The 22883-nt window shown below is 60.6% G+C and carries 19 protein-coding genes; 12 read left to right on the plus strand and 7 right to left on the minus strand.

Annotation, left to right across the window (positions count from 1 at the left end; all coding sequences use genetic code 11):
- The first annotated feature begins 123 nt into the window (after positions 1–123).
- The 4 genes from GWQ31_RS03085 to GWQ31_RS03100 are packed head-to-tail and all read left to right on the plus strand — an operon-like array spanning position 124 to position 3881.
- Positions 124–1557 carry a coniferyl aldehyde dehydrogenase gene (locus GWQ31_RS03085; RefSeq protein WP_275908606.1) on the plus strand — a complete coding sequence of 478 codons (1434 nt, stop codon included), beginning with the start codon at positions 124–126 and terminating at the stop codon, positions 1555–1557.
- A 20-nt stretch (positions 1558–1577) separates the two neighbouring features.
- Positions 1578–2180: a TetR/AcrR family transcriptional regulator gene (locus GWQ31_RS03090; protein ID WP_275908607.1), complete on the plus strand. Its 603-nt coding sequence runs from the start codon at positions 1578–1580 to the stop codon at positions 2178–2180.
- Positions 2161–2679: an SCP2 sterol-binding domain-containing protein gene (locus tag GWQ31_RS03095; protein WP_275908608.1), complete on the plus strand. Its 519-nt coding sequence runs from the start codon at positions 2161–2163 to the stop codon at positions 2677–2679. Before GWQ31_RS03090 ends, GWQ31_RS03095 begins: the two co-directional genes overlap by 20 nt.
- 17 nt (positions 2680–2696) lie before the next feature.
- Entirely contained in the window at positions 2697–3881 is a 1185-nt protein-coding gene (locus GWQ31_RS03100) for an iron-containing alcohol dehydrogenase (RefSeq protein ID WP_021137929.1), read from the plus strand.
- A 34-nt stretch (positions 3882–3915) separates the two neighbouring features.
- Here GWQ31_RS03100 and GWQ31_RS03105 read toward each other — a convergent pair whose 3' ends face one another.
- Positions 3916–4197, minus strand: a complete 282-nt coding sequence (locus GWQ31_RS03105) for a hypothetical protein (protein WP_099992382.1) — start codon at positions 4195–4197, stop codon at positions 3916–3918.
- A 168-nt stretch (positions 4198–4365) separates the two neighbouring features.
- A complete protein-coding gene (cysM, locus tag GWQ31_RS03110) occupies positions 4366–5280 on the minus strand; it encodes a cysteine synthase CysM (protein ID WP_113721147.1) in 915 nt (304 codons plus the stop codon).
- Between the two features lie 134 nt (positions 5281–5414).
- Here cysM and GWQ31_RS03115 point away from each other — a divergent pair, with 134 nt between their 5' ends.
- The 6 genes from GWQ31_RS03115 (at position 5415) to GWQ31_RS03140 (ending at position 10734) form a co-directional block, all read left to right on the plus strand.
- Positions 5415–5672 carry a GNAT family N-acetyltransferase gene (locus tag GWQ31_RS03115; protein WP_005313036.1) on the plus strand — a complete coding sequence of 86 codons (258 nt, stop codon included), beginning with the start codon at positions 5415–5417 and terminating at the stop codon, positions 5670–5672.
- A complete protein-coding gene (locus GWQ31_RS03120) occupies positions 5662–6255 on the plus strand; it encodes a nucleotidyltransferase family protein (protein ID WP_275908609.1) in 594 nt (197 codons plus the stop codon). The genes GWQ31_RS03115 and GWQ31_RS03120 overlap by 11 nt, the downstream gene beginning before the upstream one ends.
- A gap of 70 nt (positions 6256–6325) precedes the next feature.
- Entirely contained in the window at positions 6326–8149 is a 1824-nt protein-coding gene (locus tag GWQ31_RS03125) for a SulP family inorganic anion transporter (protein WP_275908610.1), read from the plus strand.
- Between the two features lie 135 nt (positions 8150–8284).
- Positions 8285–9631: an MATE family efflux transporter gene (locus tag GWQ31_RS03130; protein ID WP_042468540.1), complete on the plus strand. Its 1347-nt coding sequence runs from the start codon at positions 8285–8287 to the stop codon at positions 9629–9631.
- Between the two features lie 11 nt (positions 9632–9642).
- Positions 9643–10233, plus strand: a complete 591-nt coding sequence (locus GWQ31_RS03135; protein ID WP_005313022.1) for a hypothetical protein — start codon at positions 9643–9645, stop codon at positions 10231–10233.
- 285 nt (positions 10234–10518) lie between these two features.
- A complete protein-coding gene (locus tag GWQ31_RS03140) occupies positions 10519–10734 on the plus strand; it encodes a DUF465 domain-containing protein (protein WP_005313020.1) in 216 nt (71 codons plus the stop codon).
- A 307-nt stretch (positions 10735–11041) separates the two neighbouring features.
- Here GWQ31_RS03140 and GWQ31_RS03145 read toward each other — a convergent pair whose 3' ends face one another.
- From GWQ31_RS03145 to GWQ31_RS03160, 4 genes are all read right to left on the minus strand, one after another.
- Positions 11042–11761, minus strand: a complete 720-nt coding sequence (locus GWQ31_RS03145) for an HNH endonuclease (RefSeq protein WP_275908611.1) — start codon at positions 11759–11761, stop codon at positions 11042–11044.
- Between the two features lie 57 nt (positions 11762–11818).
- Positions 11819–12367, minus strand: a complete 549-nt coding sequence (locus GWQ31_RS03150; protein WP_241776498.1) for a hypothetical protein — start codon at positions 12365–12367, stop codon at positions 11819–11821.
- A 218-nt stretch (positions 12368–12585) separates the two neighbouring features.
- Entirely contained in the window at positions 12586–16161 is a 3576-nt protein-coding gene (gene nifJ / locus GWQ31_RS03155) for a pyruvate:ferredoxin (flavodoxin) oxidoreductase (RefSeq protein ID WP_275908612.1), read from the minus strand.
- A complete protein-coding gene (locus tag GWQ31_RS03160; RefSeq protein ID WP_275908613.1) occupies positions 16158–17804 on the minus strand; it encodes an NAD(P)-binding protein in 1647 nt (548 codons plus the stop codon). Before GWQ31_RS03160 ends, nifJ begins: the two co-directional genes overlap by 4 nt.
- Before the next feature lie 352 nt (positions 17805–18156).
- Between GWQ31_RS03160 and GWQ31_RS03165 the strand changes: the two genes are divergently transcribed.
- Both GWQ31_RS03165 and GWQ31_RS03170 read left to right on the plus strand, forming a co-directional pair.
- The gene (locus GWQ31_RS03165; protein WP_275908614.1) at positions 18157–19965 is read left to right on the plus strand and encodes an MOSC N-terminal beta barrel domain-containing protein; all 1809 of its coding nucleotides are present in this window, start codon (positions 18157–18159) and stop codon (positions 19963–19965) included.
- 210 nt (positions 19966–20175) lie between these two features.
- Entirely contained in the window at positions 20176–21888 is a 1713-nt protein-coding gene (locus GWQ31_RS03170) for a methyl-accepting chemotaxis protein (RefSeq protein WP_042468385.1), read from the plus strand.
- Positions 21889–21962: 74 nt separating this feature from the next.
- On the opposite strand, the gene htpX is transcribed toward GWQ31_RS03170, so the two are convergent.
- Positions 21963–22835, minus strand: a complete 873-nt coding sequence (gene htpX / locus GWQ31_RS03175) for a protease HtpX (RefSeq protein WP_005313012.1) — start codon at positions 22833–22835, stop codon at positions 21963–21965.
- Positions 22836–22883 lie beyond the last annotated feature (48 nt).

The following is a 22883-nucleotide window of genomic DNA, read 5'->3' on the forward strand; positions in this document are numbered from 1 at the left end:
CAGTTAACAGGTGAGTCATCCGCAACCCTGTGCCAAGCCAGATGAGATAACTTTACAGTAGGTTAACAAGCCGCTAGATTTAGACCGACCAATCAGTCGGTCAATTAACGCGCGAGGTATGCCATGGAAGCGGTTCAGTTGCAGGAGACCACCACAGACAAGTTGTCGCTACCAAACAAGCTGGCCAGGCTCAGGCAAGCCTGTCAGGCCAATCCCATGCCTGGCCTGAGTGAACGTAGAGCCCATCTGAATCAGCTCAAGCGCGCCCTGCTCGACCACAAGCAGCAACTGTGCGACGCCCTGGCACAGGATTATGGCCAGCGCAGCGACTACGACAGCCTGATCGCCGATATCCTGCCCTGTGTCATGCAGATCAACTACACCCAGAAGCGGATCAAACGCTGGATGCGCCCTCACCGCCGCCATACCGGTCTGCTGCTGGCACCGGCCAGAGTCGAGGTGTTCTACCAGCCCCTTGGCGTAGTCGGCATCATAGTGCCTTGGAACTTCCCCGTGATGCTGAGCCTGGGACCTCTCATCAGCGCCATCGCCGCCGGCAACCGGGCCATGCTCAAACTATCCGAATTCACCCCTCACACCAATGCCGTGCTGCGCGAGCTGCTGGACGGCGTGTTCGACGAAGAGGAGGTGACGGTCGTCGAGGGGGATGCGCAAGTGGCCGCCGCGTTCAGCGCCCTCCCCTTCGATCACTTGCTGTTCACCGGCTCAACCGCAGTGGGCAAGCTGGTGATGGCCGCAGCCGCCCCCCAGCTCACCCCGCTCACCCTGGAGCTTGGCGGCAAGAGTCCCTGCCTTGTCGCCCCCGACATGCCCATCGCACTCGCAGTGGAACGGATGATCTTCGGCAAGAGCCTCAACGCCGGCCAGATCTGCGTGGCCCCCGACTATGTGTTGCTGCCACGGGGCCAGGAGCAGGCCTTCATCGAGGCCTATCGCAACCACTTTGCCCGCATTTATCCCAGGGGACTGGCCAGCAAAGATTACGGCTCCATCATCAATGGGCGCCAATATGAACGGATCACCGGCTGGCTGGCCGAGGCCGAACAGGCGGGTGCCCAGGTGCACCCCTGCGGCAGCCCGGCCCGGGACGACCTAGCCCACCGGCTGGTGCCCCATCTATTGACCGAGGTACCCAACCACTGTCAGGTGATGCAACAGGAGATCTTCGGCCCCCTGCTGCCGCTGGTGCCCTACGACAGCATCGACGAGGCGCTCGCCTACATAGGTGCCCGCCCCCGCCCCCTCGCCTTCTATTTGATGAGCCTGGACCCGGCCCTGCAAGCCAGGGTAACCCGGGAGACCCACTCCGGCGGCATGGCCATCAACGAGAGCCTGTTCCAGGTGGCGGCCGATGATGTGCCCTTTGGCGGCATAGGTGCCTCCGGCATGGGCCACTACCACGGCCATGAAGGCTTTCTCACCTTCTCCAAGGCCAAAACCGTGCTCAGCCGTGGCAAATTCAGTACCGGCTCCCTGGTTCATCCCCCTTATCGGCGCTGGCACCAGCGGCTGATGATGGCGCTGTTTTTACGCTAACCGCCCGTGACGAGGCCTGCATGAGCAAACCCATGACCGACAAACGCCGCCAGATCTTGGATGCCGCCCTTGCCCTGTGTGCCGAGGATGGGCTGCAAGGCGCCGCCACCGCCCGTATCGCCAAGGCGGCAGGGGTGGCCAATGGCACCCTGTTTCACCACTTCCCCAGCAAGGAGGTGCTGATCCAGTGCCTCTATCAGGACATCAAACTGCGCCTCGGCGCCGCCATCACGGAGGCGGACGCCGCCCTGCCCCTGTGCGAGCAGGCCCGTCATTACTGGCAGCAAGCCATGCAGTGGATGCAGGCCCATCCCAACGAGCTCAAGTTCGTGCTGGGCTTCTTCCATTCTCCCCTGCTGGCGCGCTCCCTGCGCAGCCAGATCCTGAGCGAGACCTTGCGTTTTCTGCCGCAACTGCTGACCCTGGGCCAGGCCAGCGGAGCCCTGATGCAAGCCCCGCCGGCCCTGATGCTGGAGGTATGCCAGAGCCAGTTTCTGGCGTGCGCCTCCCTGTTTGTCGATCAACCTGAACTGGGGCAGAACGCCCACTGGCAAGCCAGTGCCTTCGCCCTCTTCTGGTCTGCCATCTCGGGAGTGAATCCTCATGCAAAACCGGACGCTTGAATCCCTGGTGGCCCTTGGCCGCCGTCTCTGGATCGCCACCCTGCTCTGGGTCATAGGGCGCACCCTGTGCCGCGCCGCCCGGGTCGATGAGGCGGTACGGCGTGAACTCGCCCCCCTGCCCGACGGCCTCACCATACGGCTGGAGGTAGCGGGCCTCACCCAGGCGCTGATCATCCATAAAGCAGCGGGTCGCTGGCAATGCGGCGTACCGGCACATACCAGCGGCGATCTGCACCCGCTGCGGGTGCGCTTCAAACATCCGGGTATCGCCTTTCGCGCCCTCAGCTTTCGGCTCGGTGTCAATCAGGCGTTCAGTGAAAACCGCCTGCTGGTGGAAGGGGATCTCACCGTCGCCATGCACCTGGTGCGGGCACTGGAGCAATTGCAGGCCCTGATCCTGCCCGCCTTCATAGCGCGGCCGCTGCTGCGCCACTATCCGAGCCCGCGCAACAAGCTGGCGCGTGCCTGCCACATCTACCTGGGTCTGCTGACCGGCTGAATAAAAGGATGAACAACATGAGTCGCTATTATGATTTCTTCTGTCCGGTCAAACTGATGGCGGGCGAGCAGGCGCTGGAACAGCTGGCTGGCGAATTGGCGGGTCTGGGGGCACGCCGTCCGCTGCTGCTCACCGACAAGGGGGTCAGCGGCACAGGGCTCGCCACCCTGCTGGCCAATGTGCTGGCCGAGGGGGAGCTGCCGGTCGCCGACATCTGGGACGAGATCCCGGCCGACTCCTCCACCGCCGTGGTGGAGCGGATCGCGGCCCGCTATCGGGAGCTCGAATGCGACAGCCTGGTGGCGCTGGGCGGCGGCTCCGTCATCGACACCGCCAAGGCGGTCAACATCCTCGCCTCCATGGGCGGGGATCGGCTGCTGGATTACGCCGGTGCAGGCTGTCTGACCCGGCCCCTGCAGCCACTGGCGGTGGTGCCCACCACGGCAGGTACGGGATCCGAGGTGACGCTGGTGGCGGTGATCAAGGATGAGGCGAGCGGGCGCAAAGTGCCCTTCACCTCCCCCTTCCTGCTGCCCCAGCTGGCGGTGCTGGATCCGCGCCTCACCCAGGGCTTGCCCCTCAACATCACGGCCGCCACCGCCATGGATGCCATGACCCACGCCATCGAGGCCTTCATCGGCAATGCCAAGAATCCGGTCAGCGACGCCCTGGCCCTGATGGCGATAGAGAAAATCGCCAACGCCTTGCCCAAGGTGCTGCAAAGCCCGCAAGACAAGCAGCTGCGGCTGCAACTGGCGGAAGGATCCACCCTGGCGGGGATGGCCTTTTCCAACTCCATGGTGGGGTTGGTGCATGCCCTCGGCCACAGCCTGGGGGCCCGCTGTCACCTGCCCCATGGTTTGTGCATGAACCTCTTCCTGCCGACCGTGCTCGACTACAACCGCCCGGGCATAGACCCTGAGCTGGCCCGCCTGCTGCTGCCCCTGGTCGGTGCCGAGCGCTTTGCGGCAACCCCGGCCACAGAACGGGCCCAGGCAGCCATCCAGGCGCTGTGCGCCCTGCGCGATAGCCTGTGGCAGGCGGTGAAGCTGCCGCGCACCTTGCGTGAGGCAGGCATCACCGACAAGGGGTTGCTGCCCGAGATCCGGGATCTCGCCATCAATGACGGCGCCCTGCTCTATAACCGCAAGGATGCCGACCGGGCTCAACTGCTCGACCTGCTGGAACGGGCGTGGGAGTAATCTGGATGGAGGCCCCGCATCGCGGGGCCCTCAGTTACCAGCGGATGGTGGCACCGGCGCCGTAGTTGCCGCTCTCTTCAGGCGTTTTTTCGCGCCAGATGGACTCCTTGTTGCGGCGGATAGCCTCTTCCCGCTCCTGGTTGCGCTCCCAGACGGGTTTCATCTCATCCAGCGGCCGCTCATGTTTCTCCCCCTTGTGATCGATGACGGAGCAGTGCTTTTCGCCGCACTGGTAGGCGTAGGGTTCGACGGCGCAGCCTGTCAGGGCCAGGCTAAGGCCAATAAGGGAAATGCTCAGAGAGGAAGGCAAGATCATGTGACGCTCCTGTTTGCATCGGTGACGAGAGGGCGCCGAGTGTCAAACAGGAGAGAGAGGGATTCAACCTTGCGAACAGGATGGATTGTTACAAGTTGTACATGAAGAAAACTATCAGCAAGGTACTGATTAATAACATCTTGGTTTCAGGCAGTACCGAGCGCCACGCTAGGTGGCCACCTGCTCTGGCGGCGTGAAGACCCCGGTGGAGAGGTAGCGGTCCCCCCGATCACAGATGATGGCCACCACCACCCCCTGCTTGATCTCTGCCGCCACCCGCAGGGCTCCGGCTACGGCACCACCTGAGCTGACTCCGCAGCAGATCCCCTCCTCCCGCGCCAGTCGGCGCATCATGACCAGCGCCTCCTCTTGCGTCACATCCAGCACCCGATCGACTCGTTGTGGCTCGAAAATGGCGGGCAGATAGGCTGCAGGCCAACGGCGAATGCCCGGGATCTGGCTCCCCTCTGCCGGTTGCAGGCCTATCACCTGCACCGCCGGGTTCTGCTCCTTCAGATAACGGGAGACCCCCATTATGGTGCCAGTGGTGCCCATGGCGGAGACGAAGTGAGTGACCGCCCCCTCGCTCTGGCGCCAAATTTCGGGGCCGGTCGACTGGTAGTGGGCATCCGGGTTGGCCGGGTTGTTGAACTGATCGAGCACCAGCCCCTCACCGCTGGCCTCCATGGCCAGCGCCAGATCCCGCGCCTCTTCCATGCCGTTCTCCACCAGCACCAGCTCGGCGCCATAGGCCTGCATGGCATCTCGCCGCTCCTGGCTCATGGTACGCGGCATGATGAGCCGCATCCGGTAACCTCGCGCCGCCGCCACCATGGCAAGGGCGATGCCTGTGTTGCCGGAGGTGGCCTCAATCAGCCTGGCTCCCGCGCGCAACTTGCCACTCGCTTCCGCCGCCCTGATGAGGTTCAGCGCCGGCCTGTCCTTGACCGAACCAGCCGGGTTGTTGCCCTCCAGCTTCACCAGCAGGGTGACGTCGGGCCAGGGATTGATGCGGCGCAGGGCCAGCAAGGGGGTATTGCCAATCAGATCTTCCAGCGTGGCGAAGGCCATAATGGGATCCATCCTCTGTTAACTGTTCTATACCTTGGCTAGCGGGTATGCACCCGATGGGGTTCGCAGTGTAAGCGAGCCCGCACAGTTGGCAAAGGGTTGCCAACATGGTCAGATAGCCCCATCCCCCGTATCGAGGAGCAAGCATGAGCGAGATCATTCATCAGGCCAACCAGCAACAATTCATCTGTGTGGTGGATGGCAAGGAGTCCAGGCTGCGTTACCGCCGGCTCGATGCCAAGACCATAGATGCCTACAGCACCTTCGTCCCGCCGGAGCTCAGGATACAGGGCATCGCCGATCAGCTGGCGCGCACCTTCTACGACTGGACCCAGGCCGAGGGGCTCACCATAGTGCCCAGCTGCAGCTACATAGACGTCTGGCTGCGCCGCAATGCAGGTTGAGGTGCTGGCCCAGTTGGCACTAGACGACGCTGACTTGAGAGCGCAGACAGAACGCCTGCTGCGGGCCGATCGCCAGCGGATGGCCTGTTTGCAGGCCGCCGCCGAGCTGGCCCTGCCCGACTGGGCGCTGGGGGCCGGTTTTATCCGCAACCTCATCTGGGATCACCTGCACGGCAAAGCCGTACCTACCCCGCTCAACGATATCGATCTCATCTACCTCGACCCCCTTGACCCACAAGGGTTGGCAGAGTCTGAACATGAGCAGTGGCTGACGGCCCGCCTGCCTGGCCAGCGCTGGGAAGTGCGCAATCAGGCCCGGATGCACCAGCGCCAGCGGGTTTCCCCCTTTGTCAGCAGTCTGGAAGCCCTCAGCCACTGGGTGGAGGTACCTACCTGCATCGGGGTCAGGCTGCTGCCGGACGAGGAGTTCGAGTGGCTGGCCCCCTACGGTTTTGCCCACAACTGGTCCCTGCAGGTGAGTGCCAATCCGCGCTGTCGTCAGGAGAGCCAGGTGTTTGTGCAGCGCATCCAGGAAAAACGTTGGCTGAGCATCTGGCCTGACCTTGTAGTGAACTGGCCATAACCGCATTGCAATGTTTCGGCAACCTTGGGCACACTAGGGAAAAGCTGTTTGTAACTCAATGGGTTAAATAATGCGCGACTTCTTCTCTCTCGAACGCTGGCTACCGGGCCTCGCCGCCCTGCTGCAATACCAGCGGGCCTGGCTGATGCCGGATGTGCGCGCTGGACTGTCGGTGGCGGCCGTGGCGCTGCCCGTGGCCATCGCCTATGCCGAGCTCGCCGGCGTGGGGCCCCTGGTCGGCCTCTACTCCTGCATACTGCCCATGCTGGTCTATGCCCTGTTTGGCACCTCCCGCCAGCTCATCGTCGGCCCGGATGCCGCCACCTGCGCCGTCATCGCCGCCGTGGTGACCCCGCTCGCCGCCGGTGATGCTACCCGCCACTGGCAACTGGTGATGACCATGACCGCCATGACGGGCTTCTGGTGCCTCATCGCCAGCCGCTTCAAGCTGGGGGTGCTGGCGGACTTTCTCTCCCGCCCCATACTGATGGGGCTGCTCAACGGGGTGGCCATCACCATCATGGTGAGCCAGCTCTCCAAGATCTTCGGATTTACCTTCGATGAGCGTTACCTCATAGAGCGGATCGCCAGCGGGGCCTACTACATCACTCAAACCCATCTGCCGACCCTGGCCATGAGCCTGACCGCCTTGCTCACCCTGCTGCTGGCCAAACGTTACAAGCCTGCCTGGCCCTCCTCCATGGTAGCCATGGTGGTGACGGGGGCTCTGGTATGGGGTTTCAGCCTTGGGGATCACGAAATCGCCACCCTCGGTCTGGTGGGCTCGGGCCTGCCCGCGTTTCAGCTCCCCCAGTTTCCTCCCGGTCTGATGCGCGAACTGGTGCTGCCCGCCTTGAACCTTGCCATGGTGAGCTTCGTCTCCATGATGCTCACCGCCCGCAGCTTCGCCGCCAAAAACGGCTACGAGATAGATGCGGACAAGGAGTTTCGGGCCCTTGGCATGGCCAATCTGGCGGCCGCCGCCTCCCAGGGCTTTGCCATCAGCGGCGCCGATTCTCGCACCGCGGTCAACGATGCCAACGGCGGCAAGAGCCAGCTGGTCTCCATCATAGCCGCCGCCGTGATCGCCATTATCACCTTCTACCTGACGGCACCGCTGCAATACATACCCACCGCCGCCCTCGGCGTTGTGCTGGTGATGGCGGCGCTGTCGCTCACCGACTTTCGCGGCCTGTGGGCCCTGCGCCACTCCGACAGATCCGCCTTCTGGCTGGCGCTCATCACCTTCATCAGCGTGCTGGCCATGGGAGTGATCCCTGGGATCACCCTCGCCGTCTTGCTGGGTCTGTTCCAGTTCCTGCGCAACGTGATGCGCCCCACCGATCAACTGCTCGGCATGGATGACGAAGGGGTAGTGCGCACCCTGGGTGACAACGAACAGGCCAAGGCCATTCCCGGCATCCTGGTCTATCGCTTCAACTCGCCGCTCACCTACTTCAACGCCCCCTACTTCAAACGGCGGGTATTGGCGCTGCTGGTGCAGGATCCCCACAATCCCAAATGCCTGGTGGTGGATGCGGTAGCCTGTTTCACCCATCAGGACATCAGCGTGATGAGCATGGTGGGGGAGCTGCACAGGGAACTGAAACGGCGCGGCATTCATATGGTGATGGCCGGTCGCCACGGCCAGATGAGCCAGTGGCTCAAGCAGGCGGGGATCCGGGTGGGCGACGAGGGTGTCATCCTCTGCCCCGACATGTATCAGGCGCTGCGCATGACCCGCTGCTACCGCGAGCCCGTGTTCAAGGATGACGCCGTGGTGGAGAGCACCACGGACGCCATCCTCTCCCACTGGCCCCAGGATGATGCCCTGCCGGACTCGGCGCGGCTCACCCTGCCCTCCGAGCAGGAGGCGGGCGCCACCCTGGCCTGATCGGTTGCCAGACCATGCCCAGGGCTGGTCTGGCACACTCTCCTCCCAAGGCAAGATTGCACCCCGCAGGCTCTTGGTGTTAAATGCCCGTCCAGATGGCGCTGACGAGGGCCATCCCCAGTATTTGGACATCCCATGCAAACTCAACCCCACGCGGGCCCGGGCACACTTTTCTCCCTGACCTGGCCGCTGTTTATTGATCTCGCCCTGCACTTTCTGACCGGGGCCCTCAACACCTTCATGGTGGGCCACGTCTCCTATCAGGGCGTCGCCGCACTGGCGGTCGGCAACCAGGTGTTCGATCTGGCCATCACCTTGTTCAGCTTCGTCAGCATAGGCACCAGCGTGGTGATCACCCAATATCTGGGGGCTGGCGATCGGGAAAAAGCCCGCATCGTCATCCACACCGCCATCGGCTTCAACCTGCTGGTGGGGCTGGTGGCCGCGGTCGGCGTGCTCGCCGGCGCCGGCACCATGCTCTCACTGATGAACCTGCCCGCCCACCTGATGGGCGATGCCACCCTTTATTTGCAGATCATAGGTCTGTGCCTGTTGCCGGAGGCGGCAGCCCTCTGTCTGGCCGCTACCCTGCGCGCCCACGGTCATACCCGTCAGGCCATGTACGTGACCCTGACCGTCAATCTCATCACCTTCGTCGGCAACCTGCTGCTGCTCTACGGCTGGTTCGGCCTGCCCCAGCTTGGGGTGGCCGGGGTCGCCATCAGCACTGTGGCGGGTCGCATCGTTGGCGTCGTGCTGCTGGTGTGGCTGGTGACGCGCAAGACAGGCATCCGCTTGCGTCTGCCCGAGATTGTCCGTCCCAGCAAGGTCATGCTGGACAAGGTGCTGCACATAGGCCTGCCGGCGGCGGGGGAGAACCTCTCCTGGATGCTGCAGTTCATGGTGGTCACCGCCTTCGTCGGCCTGCTCGGTGACAAGGCGCTGGCGACCCAGTCCTACTTCTTCCAGATCTGCCTGTTCATTCTGCTGTTCGGCCTCTCCATCGGCCTTGGCAACGAGATCATCATCGGCCATCTGGCGGGAGCGCGCCGCTTCGAGCAGGCCTATAACCAGCTGATGAAGAGCCTCAAGTTAGGCCTCATCGTCACTACCCTGATCGCCATCGCCGCCGCCCTGAACGGCCGCGCCATCATCAGCCTGTTCACCGACGATCCGGACATCATCACCCAGGTGGCACAGCTGTTTCTCATCAGCCTCATCCTCGAACCCGGCCGCACCTTCAATCTGGTGGTGATCAACGCCTTGCGTGCCACCGGGGATGCCCGTTTCCCGCTCTACATGGCGCTCGTCTCCATGTGGGGGATTGCCGTTCCCCTCGCCTATTTCCTTGGTATCATGCAGGGTTATGGACTGGTCGGCATCTGGTTGGCGCTCGCCTGCGATGAGTGGGTGCGCGGTCTGGCCATGTTCTGGCGCTGGCGCAGTCGTCGCTGGCAAAACAAAATTCTTGTTGAAACATAAGCGGAATCACAATGAAGAAAATCGGACTCTTGTTGGCTGCCATCCTGCTCAGCCCGCTGGCCATGGCGCAAACCGCGCCCGCGGCTCCCAAGGCGCAGGCTTCTAAAATCTGGTATGTGGCGCCCATCGCCATCGACGAGACGAGCGAAGCCCAGAAAGCATTGACCAAAGATTTTATGGCCCAGATGATCAAGACCATCAAGATCAACGAATACCAGACCGGCAAAGCACTCGGCAAGACCAAGGATCCCAAGTGGCTGATCCGCACCAAGTTGATGCCTGCCAGCACGGAGCCGCTGGTCGGCAAGAAGCACCCGCAGGGTCTCACCTACGGCAAGGGCATCCCCACCCAGGAAATCGTCGGCGAGCTCATCATGAACGGCACGCTCGTTGCGCATGTCGGGCAGGGCTGGCGTGAGCCCATAGTGCCGGGCACCCCGGTAGCCGAGAAGATCACCATAGCCAACTACCAGTACGCCATCGGCAACGAAGCCAAGGCGCCGGATCTGGAAGAGCTGGCAGCGCAGATAGGCTTCGAAGTGGGCAAGGTCATCGCCCGCGATGGCAAGCCGCTGCCCGAGAAGAAAAAGAAAAAAGAGTAAACGCCATACCCGTTACGAAAAGGGGCCTTGCGCCCCTTTTTGCTACTCCCTTGCCAGCCCGCCGCCGTCATCAAACCGTCACAGCTGTGATCGAGATTCCAGTTTGAAGCTCAAAACATTACTTACAAATGACTTATCAGCTTGTGATTCAATGAGTTAGAAATAATCTTCCCCATGCAGCAAATCATTGGTCCCGAATTCGATCGGGATCACATTTATCTCTGGGGGGAAGGGGTACTTTTGTTTTGAAGGCACAATCAAACGAAACCAAGGAGGCTTCATTACATGTTCCCAGAGTACAGAGATCTCATCTCGAAACTGAAGAGCAGTGATGTCCATTTCCAGAAGAAGTTTGACTTGCACAACGACCTGGATGCGGAGATTAGAAAGTTGGAAAAGCATCATGCCAGCGACTACAGCTCCGAGGTGAAGGATCTGAAAAAACAGAAACTCAAACTGAAAGAGGAGATATACGACATCCTCAAACAACATCCACATTAGACGCCTCGACGAATACCCGGATAAGCAACTTATCCCTCCAGCCCGGCTCAAGCCGGGCTTTTTATTGGCCGCTCACGACGGCGCTAAGTAGACCCTATCAGGCCGCCAACGGCAGCCCAAGCCACCCCGCTCCCAGAATGCCGATCGTCCCAGCTCTATATTGCTCTGTCATCGTCCCTTTCTCCTGCTTGACGCTATTTGCCACGCAGCTTACTTGCCTTGGAATAAAAAGAAAGCATCATCACTCAGTGAATGAGCAAGAAGTTTACGCGTTGATAAATTCAGCTTAAAATTAGTTTGGTTCCATCTAACCAAAATGGAATTTTCTATGACAATTCGGACATAAAGCCACAGTATTTTGAATGGTATCTTCACCGCCGTTGGCCAAGGGCTTTATATGGTGAACTTCAAGATATGGTGTTCCATCAGAAACCCTATTAAAGGGGGCCTTACATTTACATTCCTCACACACTCCTTTAGCTCGTACTAATGTTGCTGCAACAACATATGGGTTTCGAATAAAAACTTTCGTTTTTACCTCATAATATGACGAACTTATTCCAACTTGGGATAACCCTCTTTGGCGTTCTTCATGTGATAAACTCAATGCGTTATTAACTTCCAACTGAAAATTTTGTTTATACTCCTCCATTGTGGTTGGATGTTCAACTATTGATTCAAATTTTTCTATAAGTCTCCTTTTGGATAAAGCATTGGTATCTGTTTGATCCTCCCAATATTCAACATGTAATTTTAAAGCCTTTATGGCCTTCTGTAGTGATTCAAACCCATTTTCTATATAAATAGAGCTCAAGAAAAAATCGATAAAGGATGTCTTGAGGTTTCTTTTGAAGATCAAGCCATTTATGATACATTGATAGTTATTTATAAAGTCGTTAGCGCTATTTTTATTTAAGCCATACTTAGTAGCTAAAATTTCTGCACCTTCCTTTTTTTGTAAACTGCCGTTAAATACTTTTTTAGCAATCTGATATGCAGCTTTGGCCTGTTCATCACTAATATTCAATTAACACTCCTGTAGTAAAATTAATGCAAAATGTTATAGAACCAATTTGACATTCCATTATGGGGTTTTGTTATTTTTTTTGGCTGATTGTTTTTCTAACTTCTGTGCTGATATTTCGTTCTGTATCCAAGACTCATCAATACCAAATTGCAGCCATACTAAAGAACTTAATTTTTCGATTTCACGATCTACTATTTGAAATTTAATTATGAGCGATTGCAACTGCGTTATCATCTCAACACGCCCATCATAATCACTCATATGGATAGCATAATCGTAAAAGAAATCATGGGCTAACCAGTTCCTTTTTTGCAAAGTATCATCAAGGTGAGTTAACAAAGTCTCTGATAAATCAACTCGCCTTTTTATCTGACCCAATAGGCGTCCAAATGTCTTGGAGTTTAATCCATCATAAAGCTCTAACCATTGTTCTTCTGTAAGGGCTGACTCATCCAATAATTTGTAGCCCATAGCAAAGTTCACAAGTGCCTTTTCTGCACACTGTGCATTAAATGAAGCCAAGCCGTAAAATGCAAAGACTTCCTTTTCATCTCCAGACTCTATATCAGGAATAGGCTTTAGTTTTCCTGCATCTATACCAGCCACTTTCAAAATCACTCCTTACAACATAAAAAGGTGTCACATAAAACATCAAAATGAAGATTTCCATTTTTTGGATCCTGCCTAGCTTAGAAAGATATATCAACAAATTATTCTACCTCTTCAATAGCCACTATGTTGACCATATTGGCGGTCAGGTAAATTCTTCACCCAATAAAAAGCGGGCCAGTGGCCCGCTTGGTTATATCGATTTCACCCCACGCTCACACCGGCGGATGGAAATGGCTGGCCTCCCGGGTCGCCATCTCCTCGTAGGTGGCCCACTTCTGCCAGGCAACCTGTTGCGCCACCTGCATCAGCCGTTCGGCTTCCTCGGGGTGGCTCTGGGTCAGCACCTGGTAGCGGTTCTCCTCTGCCCTGTACTCGGCGAGCGGAATGGAGGGGCGCAGGCTGTCGAGGCTGAAGGGGTTCTGCCCCGCACTGCGCAATACCGGGTTGTAGCGCAGCAGCGGCCAGTGGCCCGAGTCCACCGCCCGTTTCTGCTGGGTCAGCCCCAGCTCCATGTCGATGCCGTGGGCGATGCAGTGGCTGTAGGCGATGATGAGGGACGGGCCATGGTAGGCCTCGGCCTCACGCAAGGCCTGCAGCGTCTGCTGCGGATTGGCGCCAAAGGCGATACGTGCCACATAGACGTTGCCGTAGGAGATGGCCTGCAGCGCCACATCCTTCTTGGCCAGCGTCTTGCCCCCCGCCGCGAACTTGGCGACGGCACCGAGCGGGGTCGATTTCGACATCTGGCCGCCGGTGTTGGAGTAGACCTCGGTATCCATCACCAGCACGTTCACGTCGCGCCCGGAGGCGAGCACATGATCTAGCCCCGCCGAGCCGATGTCATAGGCCCAGCCATCGCCGCCGATGATCCAGACCGAGCGGCGCACCAGCTGATCGATAAGGGACAGCAGCTCGCGAGCCTTGCCGGATTTCACCTCCTCCAGCCGCTCACGCACTTGCGCGACCCGGGTGCGCTGGGCACGGATCTCCGACTCCAGCCGCTGCGGGGCGCTGATAAGCGACTCCACCAGCTCGGCGCCCAGCTCCCCCTTCATCGCCTGCAAGGCTGTCACCGCCTGACCATGATGCTGATCGGCGGTGAGGCGGAAGCCAAAGCCGAACTCGGCGTTGTCCTCGAACAAGGAGTTTGACCAGGCGGGCCCCTTTCCTTCGCCATTCTTGGCCCACGGCGTAGTCGGCAGGTTGCCGCCATAGATGGAGGAGCAACCGGTGGCGTTGGCCACCAGCATGCGATCGCCAAACAGCTGGGTCAGCAGCTTGAGATACGGGGTCTCGCCACAGCCAGCGCAGGCACCGGAGAACTCGAACAGGGGCTCCAGGAACTGGGCGCCGCGCACGGTGGAAAAATCCACCCGCTCGCGGGCAGGCCACGGCAGGCTTTCGAACCAGCGCAGCGCCTGCTTTTGGCCAGCCAGATGCGGCGCCTTGTCCATCATGGTGATGGCGCGCGTGCCTTCATGTTCCTCATCAGCCCCGACCCGCACCGGACAGGCCTGCACGCACTGGCCGCAGCCGGTGCAATCCTCCGGATAGAGCTGCAGGGTATAGCGGCTGTCGGGGAAGCCCCTGGCGGTGACGGGCACCGACTGGGCCGCCTCGGGGGCGGTCGCCAGCCAGTCCTGATGGTAAAACTTGGCCCGCAGCGCCGCGTGGGGGCAGACAAAGACGCAGTTGCCGCACTGGATGCAGATATCGGAGTGCCAGATGGGGATCTCGCGGGCAATATCCCGCTTCTCGAAGCGGCTGGTGGCGGTGGGGTAAGTGCCATCCACCGGCAGCATGGAAACGGGGATGAGATCGCCGCGCCCCGCCAGCATCTCGCCAGTGACCCGCTGGACAAACTCGCTGCCCCCCGGTGCCAGTGGCAGCGGATAGTCGCTGATCTGCTCGTCCCCGGCCGGGATGGCCACCTGATGGAGATGGGCCAGGGTGTCATCCACCGCCGCGAAGTTGCGCTCGACCACTTCGGGCCCCTTGCGGGCATAGCTCTTCTCGATGCTCTCCTTGATCAGCGCAATCGCCTCATCCCGCGGCAAGATGCCAGCCAACGCGAAGAAGCAGGTCTGCATGATGGTGTTGATGCGATTGCCCATGCCGTTGCGCTCGGCCACCCGATCCCCATCGATGCAGTAGAGGCGGATATTGAGGGCGCGAATACGGGCGCGCAGCCGCTCGGGCAGCTCGGCCCACACCCGGTCAGGCTCATAGGGAGCATTGAGCAGCAGGGTCGCCCCTTCGGCGGCATGCTCCAGCAGATCGACCGATTCGACAAAACCCCACTGGTGGCAGCCGATAAAGCTCGCCTGCTCGATAAGCCAGGGGGCGTCGATGGGCTCGGGGCCGAAGCGCAGGTGGGAGACGGTGCGCGAGCCCGACTTCTTGGAGTCGTAGACGAAGTAGCCCTGGGCATGGAAGCCCTCCAGCTCGCCGATGATCTTGATGCTGTTCTTGTTGGCACCGACTGTGCCGTCGGCACCGAGGCCAAAGAAGAGCGCCCGCACCCGGCTGGCAGGCTCCAGATCGCCGATGGGGTGCCATGCCAGACTGAGGCCCGACACGTCATCCACTATCCCCACGGTAAAGCGGGGGCGCGGCGCATCGGATGCCAGCTCCTCGAATACCGCCGCGCACATGGCGGGGGTGAACTCTTTGGACGAGAGGCCGTAGCGACCGCCACTGAGCCACGGCAGCCGCTTGATAAGGCCGCGCTGCAAGCCGTCAATCAGCGCGCTCTGCACATCCAGCAGCAGCGGCTCGCCACCGGCCCCCGGCTCCTTGGTGCGATCCAGCACCGCCATGCGCCGCACGCTCTCGGGCAACGCATCGAGCAGCGCCTGTACCGGGAAGGGGCGATAGAGGCGCACAACCAAGACCCCTGTCTTGCGATCCTGCCGGTTGAGCCAATCCACGGTGGTGCGGGCGGTGGCGGCCCCCGAGCCCATCAGCACGATGACGTCGGTGGCATCGGGCGCACCGTGGTACTCCACCAGCCGGTAGTGGCGGCCGGTCAGCTCGCCGAGGTTGTCCATGCACTGCTGCACCCGGGCCGGAACTGCCTCGTAGAAGGGGTTGACGCTCTCGCGGGACTGGAAATAGGTATCGGGGTTCTGGGCCGTGCCGCGCATCACGGGGTGATCCGGGTTGAGCGCCCGGGCGCGGTGGGCCCGCACCCAGTCGTTGTCGATAAGCGCCCGGATCTCGTCCCGGTGCAGGGCCGTGATCTTGTTCACCTCGTGGGAGGTACGAAAGCCGTCGAAGAAGTGGATAAAGGGCACCCGGCACTGCAGGGTGACGCTGTGGGCAACCAGCGCCAGATCCTGTGCCTCCTGCACCGAGCCGGAGGCGAGCATGGCAAAGCCGGTGCTGCGCGCCGCCATCACATCCTGATGATCGCCAAAAATCGAGAGCCCCTGCGCCGCCAGCGAGCGGGCCGCCACATGGAACACTGCCGCGGTCAATTCACCGGCGATCTTGTACATGTTGGGCAGCATCAGCATCAACCCCTGACTGGCGGTGAAGGTGGTGGCGAGCGCCCCCGCCTGCAGGGCGCCGTGTACAGTACCAGCCGCACCCCCTTCACTCTGCATCTCCACGACTGTGGGGATGTTGCCCCAGAGGTTGGTCTGCCCTTCGTCCGCCCAGGCGTCGGCCAATTCAGCCATGGTCGAGCTCGGGGTGATGGGATAGATGGCGCACACTTCGCTCAGCTGGTATGCCACCCGGGCCGCGGCTTCGTTGCCATCGACCATGATCAGTTCATGTTTCATTGGGACTCCTCCGGTTGGCGCAGCTCGATGGCGTGACAAGGGCATTGGTCGTGACAGGCACCGCAGCCGGTGCAGCGCGTCGCATCCACCTGATAGCCCTTGCCCGGCCCCAGCTTCTCGATGGCCTGCTCGGGGCAGCTGCCGTAGCAGCCGTCGCACTCGAAGCAGTTGCCGCAGGAGTAGCAGCGCGCCGCCTCGTAACGGGCGGCCACCTCATCCAGCCCGCCGATGATCTCGCCAAAATCGTCCCGCGCCCACGCCGGCTTGACCGGCTGACTGCTGGCGGGCGCGTGGGTCTGGAACCAGAGTTGCAACTGCTCGGGTCCCACTAATGGATAGGAAAGCGGTTTGTGGTAGTGGCGACCGCGCAGCCAGGCATCCATATGGCGCGCCGCCTTCTTGCCGTGGCCGGTGGCTATGGTGACGGTGCGCTCTGAGGGCACCATGTCGCCGCCAGCAAAGAGGCCGGGCACATCTGTCATCAGGTTGCCCGCCACCTGCACCACCCCCTCCTTGTTGACCCGCACGCCGGGAATGCTCTCCAGTACGCTCAAGTCCACCTCCTGCCCCAACGCCAGAATGAGGGAGTCCGCCTCCAGGGTTTCAAACTTGCCGGTGGGTACCGGTTTGCCCTCGGCATCCAGCGCCATCACCTCCACTTCGATATGGGTGTTGTCGAGCTGGCGGATGCTGCGCAGCCAGTTTATCTTGATCCCCTCCTCCTCGGCCTCAAGGGCTTCGAAGACGTGGGCGGGCATATGGTCCCGGTCGCGGCGATAGATGATCATCGCCTCCTCCACCCCGAGGCGACGGGCGGTGCGGGCTGCGTCCATGGCGGTATTGCCGCCGCCGTAGATCGCTACCCGCCGTCCCAGTTTTGGCGGTGGCAGTCCCTGCTCTTCGGCCAGACTGGCCTGCTCAAGGAAACTCACCGCATCGAGGATCTTGCCCGCTTCCCGGGCCGGAATATCGACCCGCTTGGCCAGATGGGCACCGATGGCCATAAAGACGGCGTCAAAGCCCCCTTGATCGCGCGCCTTGAGCACGTCTTCCACCTTGTGGTTGAGGGTGAGAGTCACTCCGGCAGCAAGGATGCGGGCGACCTCCCTGTCCAGCACGTCGCGAGGCAAGCGATAGGCAGGAATACCGAAGCGCAGCATGCCGCCAGCCAGCGGCCCCGCTTCGCGGATCTCCACCTGATGGCCGAGCCGGCTGAGGTGCCAGGCACAGGAGAGGCCGGAGGGACCGGCGCCGATCACCAGCACTTTCTTGCCGCTGGCAGGAGCTGGCGGCGCGGGCAGCCAGCCTTTGGCCAGCGCCTCGTCGCCGAGGAAACGCTCGATGGCGTGAATGGAGACGGATTCATCCACCTGAGCGCGGTTGCAGGCGCTCTCGCAGGGGTGATAGCAGACCCGGCCATGAACGGCGGGCAGGGGATTTTCTTCGATCAGGGTCTGCCAGGCGGCTTCAAAGCGGCCCGCTTCGGCGAGGGAGAGCCAGGCCTGGATGTTCTCGCCAGCCGGGCAGGCGTGGTTGCAGGGTGGCAGGGCCGGCCGCCAGATGGGCAGCCGAGTACGGACCGGGCCTGTTCCCGTTTTCTGGGAGAGATCCGGCTGTGGGGTCATATCCAGTTGTTTGCTCATACATTGCTTTCTTCTTTTTGTGTGACAGGCCCCATCCGATGGCACTTGATACCGTTTAGCCGAAGCGGACGGTGGCCGGAGAGGGAAGAAGCGAAAGCGTTAGAAACTGGAAGCTGGTTCGATAGTGGACTGATTTTTGTACTGATTGACGGATCAGGATCAAATAATGTTGCACTTTATGGGGTATGGAGAACAGAACGTGACCCCTGTAACATCTTGCCCGATTGAAGATGTGATTGGGTTGACCATGTCGCACCTTCGACAATCGGCGCAGCACACTGCAGGGATGGCTGCCACGACAGTCACAGCGCTCTTCCCCTTGTTGACACAGGGCACTTCACAGGATCAGGACATGCCAATACTCGACAGCATTCATCTCTACCCCATCAAATCAACGGCAGGCATGCCACTGACTCGCGCTCTGGTGACCGAAGAGGGATTGCAGGGAGATCGCCGCTACATGGTGGTCAAACCGGACGGCACTTTTATCACGGCCCGTACCCATCCCCAGCTACAGCAAGTAGTGGCAACTCCCATAGAGGGCGGCTTGCAGTTGCGCTATCCGGGATTTGAACCGCTCACGCTGCGAGAACAGAATTTTTCCCGCACACCTCGGACTACCGGCGTCTGGCGCGACAGCTTCACCGCCCTGCATACCGATATCAGCGCCGATCTCTGGCTGAGCAAGGTCGCTGGTGAGCCGGTCGCCTTGCTCTGGCTCGGCGAGCAATCGGATCGTTTCCGGGAAAAAACCGGCACCCGGGTCAGCTTCGCCGACGGTTATCCCCTGCTGCTGATCAGCCAGAGTTCGCTCGATGACCTCAACCTGCGCTCCGATGCCCTGCACCAGATGAGCCAGTTTCGTACCAACCTGGTGGCAACCGGAACCCGGCCGTTCGAGGAGGACAGCTGGGTGCGCATCCGCATCGGCGAGGTGGAATTCAGTGTGGCCAAGCCCTGCAGCCGCTGCATCATGACCACGGTGGAGGCGGGCACGGATCGCTTCAATGCCCTCAAGGAGCCGCTGGCCACCCTCACCCGCTATCGTCGTGGCGAGGATAGGGATGTCTATTTCGGCCAGAATCTGGTGGCCCTCAACGAGGGCTGGATTGAGGCGGGCAGCGAGATAGAGGTGCTTGAAACCGCCCGGGCCGTGGTCTATCCCAATGCGGCGCCGAAGAAGCGGGAGCTGGTCTGCGTCGCCCGCGAGCCGCTGGCACGGGATCTGGAAACCTTCTGGTTCGAAGCCGCCGACGGCGAGCCGCTGCCCGACTACCTGCCGGGCCAGCACCTGCCCATCAGTCTGGATATCAAGGGCGAGCGGCTGCAACGGCGCTATACCCTGAGCTCAAGCCCGGAGCTGCCGGAGCGCTACAGCATCAGCGTCAAGCGCCTGGGTGAAGGGCGCATCTCCCCCTGGCTGCACCACCAGCTGCGGGTGGGGGATACCCTGCTGGCGGCCGCACCGGCGGGCGAGTTTCACCTCGGCACCGAGCGCAGCCTGCTGCTGCTCTCGGCTGGCTCGGGCGTGACCCCCATGCTGTCGATAGCCCGCACCCTGCATCTCAGACACGAACTCGGCGACGTGCACTTTATGCATTTGTGCCGCAGCGAGGCCGACATACCGGCCGCCGCCGAGCTGCACGCCCTGAGCCAGGCAGGCATGCAACTGACCCTGATCCTGAGCCAGCCGGATGCTCACTGGCAGGGGCTCAAAGGGCGGCTGTGCGATGATCATCTGGCCCAGGTCAAGGGGTTGACCGGGCGCGAGGTATTTATCTGCGGTCCTCACGGGTTTATGGCCGATGCGGCCGCCAGATTGTGCGCACTCGGCGTTGCTGCGGACCGCATCAAGCAGGAGAGCTTTGGCGGCGCCATTCTTTCGGTGACTCGCCCCCATCAGGCGGTGCAACTGCGTATCGGTGAAGAGGCCTTCGCTGGCAACAATCAGGGCACCATACTGGATCAAGCCCACAAGCAGGGAGTGGAGCTGCCCTGGAGCTGCCGCGCCGGCATCTGCGGCAGTTGCAAGCAGACCCTCGTCTCGGGGGAAGTGGATCACCCGGATGCCCCGGCCATCACGGCAGCCGAGCGGGCCGAAGGCAAGATCCTCACCTGCTGCGCCGTGCCATTGACCGATCTGGTGATCGGGCCGCGATAATAGTGCGGGCCGGGAGCATCATGGGTTAAGCGCCCCCCGGCCCTTATTTTCCCCGCTGTTTTTACCCCCTTCCCTTTTCTCGGCATACCCGAGCCATGCTGCTCCTCTAGCCCCCTATACTCACTGCAGAACAATAAAAACCTTCAGAAGTACCGGCCTTCGCCGTGTGACAAAGGGGGTTATTCTGGTGAGAATAAGGACGCTCAAACCATGGAACAGAACAGACCTGCCTTTCAACTCAATCTCTTGCTCTCCGTTGTCACCCTGATCCTGCTATCGCTGGTATTTTTTGCCTACACCTGGTCAGGGACAAAACTCGAGCAGAGTTATCAACAACGCTACCAATCCTATCTGCTGGCCGATGAGCTAAGGCAATCCTCCGACGATCTGACCCGGCTCGGTCGCACCTATGTGATCACCAAGGATCCCGCCTATGAGCAGCAGTACATGCGGATCCTGGCCATACGCAACGGCGAACAGAACAGACCGGAAGGCTACAACCGCATCTATTGGGATTTCGTGGCGGCCAGTGGTCAAAACCCCAGACCCGACACCTCGCTGCGGCGTGGCCTCATCGACCTGATGAAGGATGCCGGGTTTACCGACGGTGAGCTGGCCAAGCTCAACGAGGCCAAGAACAACTCGGATGCCCTAGTCAGTACCGAAGTCGCCGCCTTCAAGCTGGTACAACAGCAGGAGGGGGATCTCGCGGTCAACCAGCAAAAAGCCATCGCCATGATGCATGACAAGGCCTATCACCAGAACAAGGGACGCATCATGGCCCCCATCGATGACTTCTACGTCATGATGGAGACCCGCACCCAGCAGGCGGTGGACGATGCCACCAGCCAGTCTGCCATGTTGCGCTATCTGTTTATCGCCCTGGGCCTGGTATTGATGTTCTTCCTGTGGCGCACCTATCGGGCCCTGCTCGACTTGACCGGCACCTCGGTCAGCCAGCTCAGAAGCGATCTCAACAGTCTGGCGCAAGGGGATTTCTCCCGTCAGATCCAGGTACCCGTTGGCGCACAAGAGAGCCTGATCGGCCTGCTGGCCACCATGCAGTCAACCCTCAAGGGGATCATCGCCCAGGTCTCCCACTCCAGCGAGGAGCTGTCAGGCTCGGCCGACAGCATAGCCCAGATAGCGGAGCAGACAGCCCAGTTTGCTACCTCCCAGCAGACCAGTACCCAGACAATGGCGGCCGCCATCGAGGAGCTGGTGGTGAGCATCAGCCACCTCTCCGACAACGCCACCCATGCCGACGAATTGAGCAAGGTGTCGGCCAACACCCTGGAAGAGGGTTCCGGCGTCATCAAGCAGACCCTGGACAGCATAGAAAACATCTCCAGCACTGTAGGGGATGCGGCCAGCAGCCTCTCCGAGCTCAACAGCCACACCCAGCAGATTTCGGACATCATAGAGGTGATCCGCGGCATCGCCGATCAGACCAACCTGCTGGCCCTCAACGCCGCCATAGAGGCAGCGCGGGCGGGAGAACAGGGACGGGGCTTTGCGGTTGTGGCCGACGAGGTGCGCAATCTCGCCAGTCGTTCGGCGGCCTCGACCCAGCAGATCACCGGCATGATCAGCAAGATCCAGAGCGGGGCGGATGCCTCCATCCGCAGCATGGAGAATACGGTCAACAACGTCTCTCGCGGCGTGAGTCTGGCCAACCAGACCGGCGAGGCCATCACCAGCATCAAGAGTCATGCAGCCAACCTGACCGGATTGATGGGGGAGATAAGCCACACACTGCGCGAGCAATCCACCGCCGCCAACGAGGTGGTTTCCACCGTCGGCCACATCACCTCCCTCTCCGAACAGTCGGGGGATGCGGCCCGTCATGTATCGCAGGAGGCCGCCAAGCTCAAGCAGCTGTCACGGCTGCTGCGCCAGGAGATGGGTCGCTTCAAGCTTTAAAGAACGCTGCAAAGCAAAACGGCTGCCCAAGGGCAGCCGTTTTTTAGCAAGGCCTTTTTCAAGACCGAATGGCATCAACCACGCAGAGCGGCAATGCGCTGTTCGATGGGCGGGTGGCTCATGAACAGCTCGCTCATGGAGCGCTTGCCGTTGATGCCAAACGCCATCATGGAGCCTTCCATCTGTGGCTCGGCACCGCGAGAGAGGCGCTGCAGCGCTGCAATCATCTTGTCACGACCCGCCAGCTTGGCGGCACCTGCGTCGGCGCGGAACTCACGCTGACGGCTGAACCACATGACGATCATGGAGGCCAGCACACCGAATGCCATCTCCAGCACGAACACTGTGATCATGTAGGCAAAACCACCGGAGCTGCTGCTCTCTTCGTCGTTGTTGGAGCTGAAGAAGTTGCTGATGACACCGGCCACGATGCGGGCGAAGAACATCACGAAGGTGTTTACCACCCCCTGGATCAGGGTCAGAGTCACCATGTCGCCGTTGGCCACATGGCTCACCTCGTGAGCCAGCACGGCTTCCGCCTCGTCGCGGCTCATGCTGTAGAGCAGGCCGGACGAAACGGCGACCAGGGAATCGTCACGACGGGCACCGGTAGCGAACGCGTTCATCTCCGGCGAGTCGTAGATCCCCACTTCCGGCATCTTGATACCCGCTTCACGGGCCTGACGGGCAACTGTGCTGACCAGCCAGTGTTCTGTCTCGTTACGGGGTTGCTCGATGACCTGGACGCCATAGCTGCGCTTGGCCATCCACTTGGACATCAGCAAGGAGATAAAGGAACCCCCAAAACCGAACACGGCACAGAACATCAACAGACCGGAAATGCTGGACTTGTTGATCCCCAGAACCGAGAACAGGATATTGAGTACCACCCCCAGCACCAGCATGACGGCCAGGTTGGTCACCAGGAATAGCATAATTCGCTTCATATAGACTCCTTGTGAGATATGGATAGGTGCCTTCCGTGCCGGTTCACA

This window comes from Aeromonas sp. 2MA4, assembly GCF_029237305.1.
In the GTDB taxonomy this organism is placed as follows: domain Bacteria; phylum Pseudomonadota; class Gammaproteobacteria; order Enterobacterales; family Aeromonadaceae; genus Aeromonas; species Aeromonas salmonicida.

Excerpts from the sequence above, each read along its gene's own strand:
- cysM (WP_113721147.1), bottom strand. The coding sequence starts at position 5,280 with ATGGATCCCATTATGGCCTTCGCCACGCTGGAAGATCTGATTGGCAAT.
- GWQ31_RS03095 (WP_275908608.1), top strand. The coding sequence starts at position 2,161 with ATGCAAAACCGGACGCTTGAATCCCTGGTGGCCCTTGGCCGCCGTCTC.
- GWQ31_RS03100 (WP_021137929.1), top strand. The coding sequence starts at position 2,697 with ATGAGTCGCTATTATGATTTCTTCTGTCCGGTCAAACTGATGGCGGGC.
- GWQ31_RS03125 (WP_275908610.1), top strand. The coding sequence starts at position 6,326 with ATGCGCGACTTCTTCTCTCTCGAACGCTGGCTACCGGGCCTCGCCGCC.
- GWQ31_RS03140 (WP_005313020.1), top strand. The coding sequence starts at position 10,519 with ATGTTCCCAGAGTACAGAGATCTCATCTCGAAACTGAAGAGCAGTGAT.
- nifJ (WP_275908612.1), bottom strand. The coding sequence starts at position 16,161 with ATGAAACATGAACTGATCATGGTCGATGGCAACGAAGCCGCGGCCCGG.
- GWQ31_RS03130 (WP_042468540.1), top strand. The coding sequence starts at position 8,285 with ATGCAAACTCAACCCCACGCGGGCCCGGGCACACTTTTCTCCCTGACC.
- GWQ31_RS03105 (WP_099992382.1), bottom strand. The coding sequence starts at position 4,197 with ATGATCTTGCCTTCCTCTCTGAGCATTTCCCTTATTGGCCTTAGCCTG.
- htpX (WP_005313012.1), bottom strand. The coding sequence starts at position 22,835 with ATGAAGCGAATTATGCTATTCCTGGTGACCAACCTGGCCGTCATGCTG.
- GWQ31_RS03165 (WP_275908614.1), top strand. The coding sequence starts at position 18,157 with ATGCCAATACTCGACAGCATTCATCTCTACCCCATCAAATCAACGGCA.
- GWQ31_RS03090 (WP_275908607.1), top strand. The coding sequence starts at position 1,578 with ATGAGCAAACCCATGACCGACAAACGCCGCCAGATCTTGGATGCCGCC.
- GWQ31_RS03120 (WP_275908609.1), top strand. The coding sequence starts at position 5,662 with ATGCAGGTTGAGGTGCTGGCCCAGTTGGCACTAGACGACGCTGACTTG.
- GWQ31_RS03085 (WP_275908606.1), top strand. The coding sequence starts at position 124 with ATGGAAGCGGTTCAGTTGCAGGAGACCACCACAGACAAGTTGTCGCTA.
- GWQ31_RS03160 (WP_275908613.1), bottom strand. The coding sequence starts at position 17,804 with ATGAGCAAACAACTGGATATGACCCCACAGCCGGATCTCTCCCAGAAA.
- GWQ31_RS03135 (WP_005313022.1), top strand. The coding sequence starts at position 9,643 with ATGAAGAAAATCGGACTCTTGTTGGCTGCCATCCTGCTCAGCCCGCTG.
- GWQ31_RS03115 (WP_005313036.1), top strand. The coding sequence starts at position 5,415 with ATGAGCGAGATCATTCATCAGGCCAACCAGCAACAATTCATCTGTGTG.
- GWQ31_RS03170 (WP_042468385.1), top strand. The coding sequence starts at position 20,176 with ATGGAACAGAACAGACCTGCCTTTCAACTCAATCTCTTGCTCTCCGTT.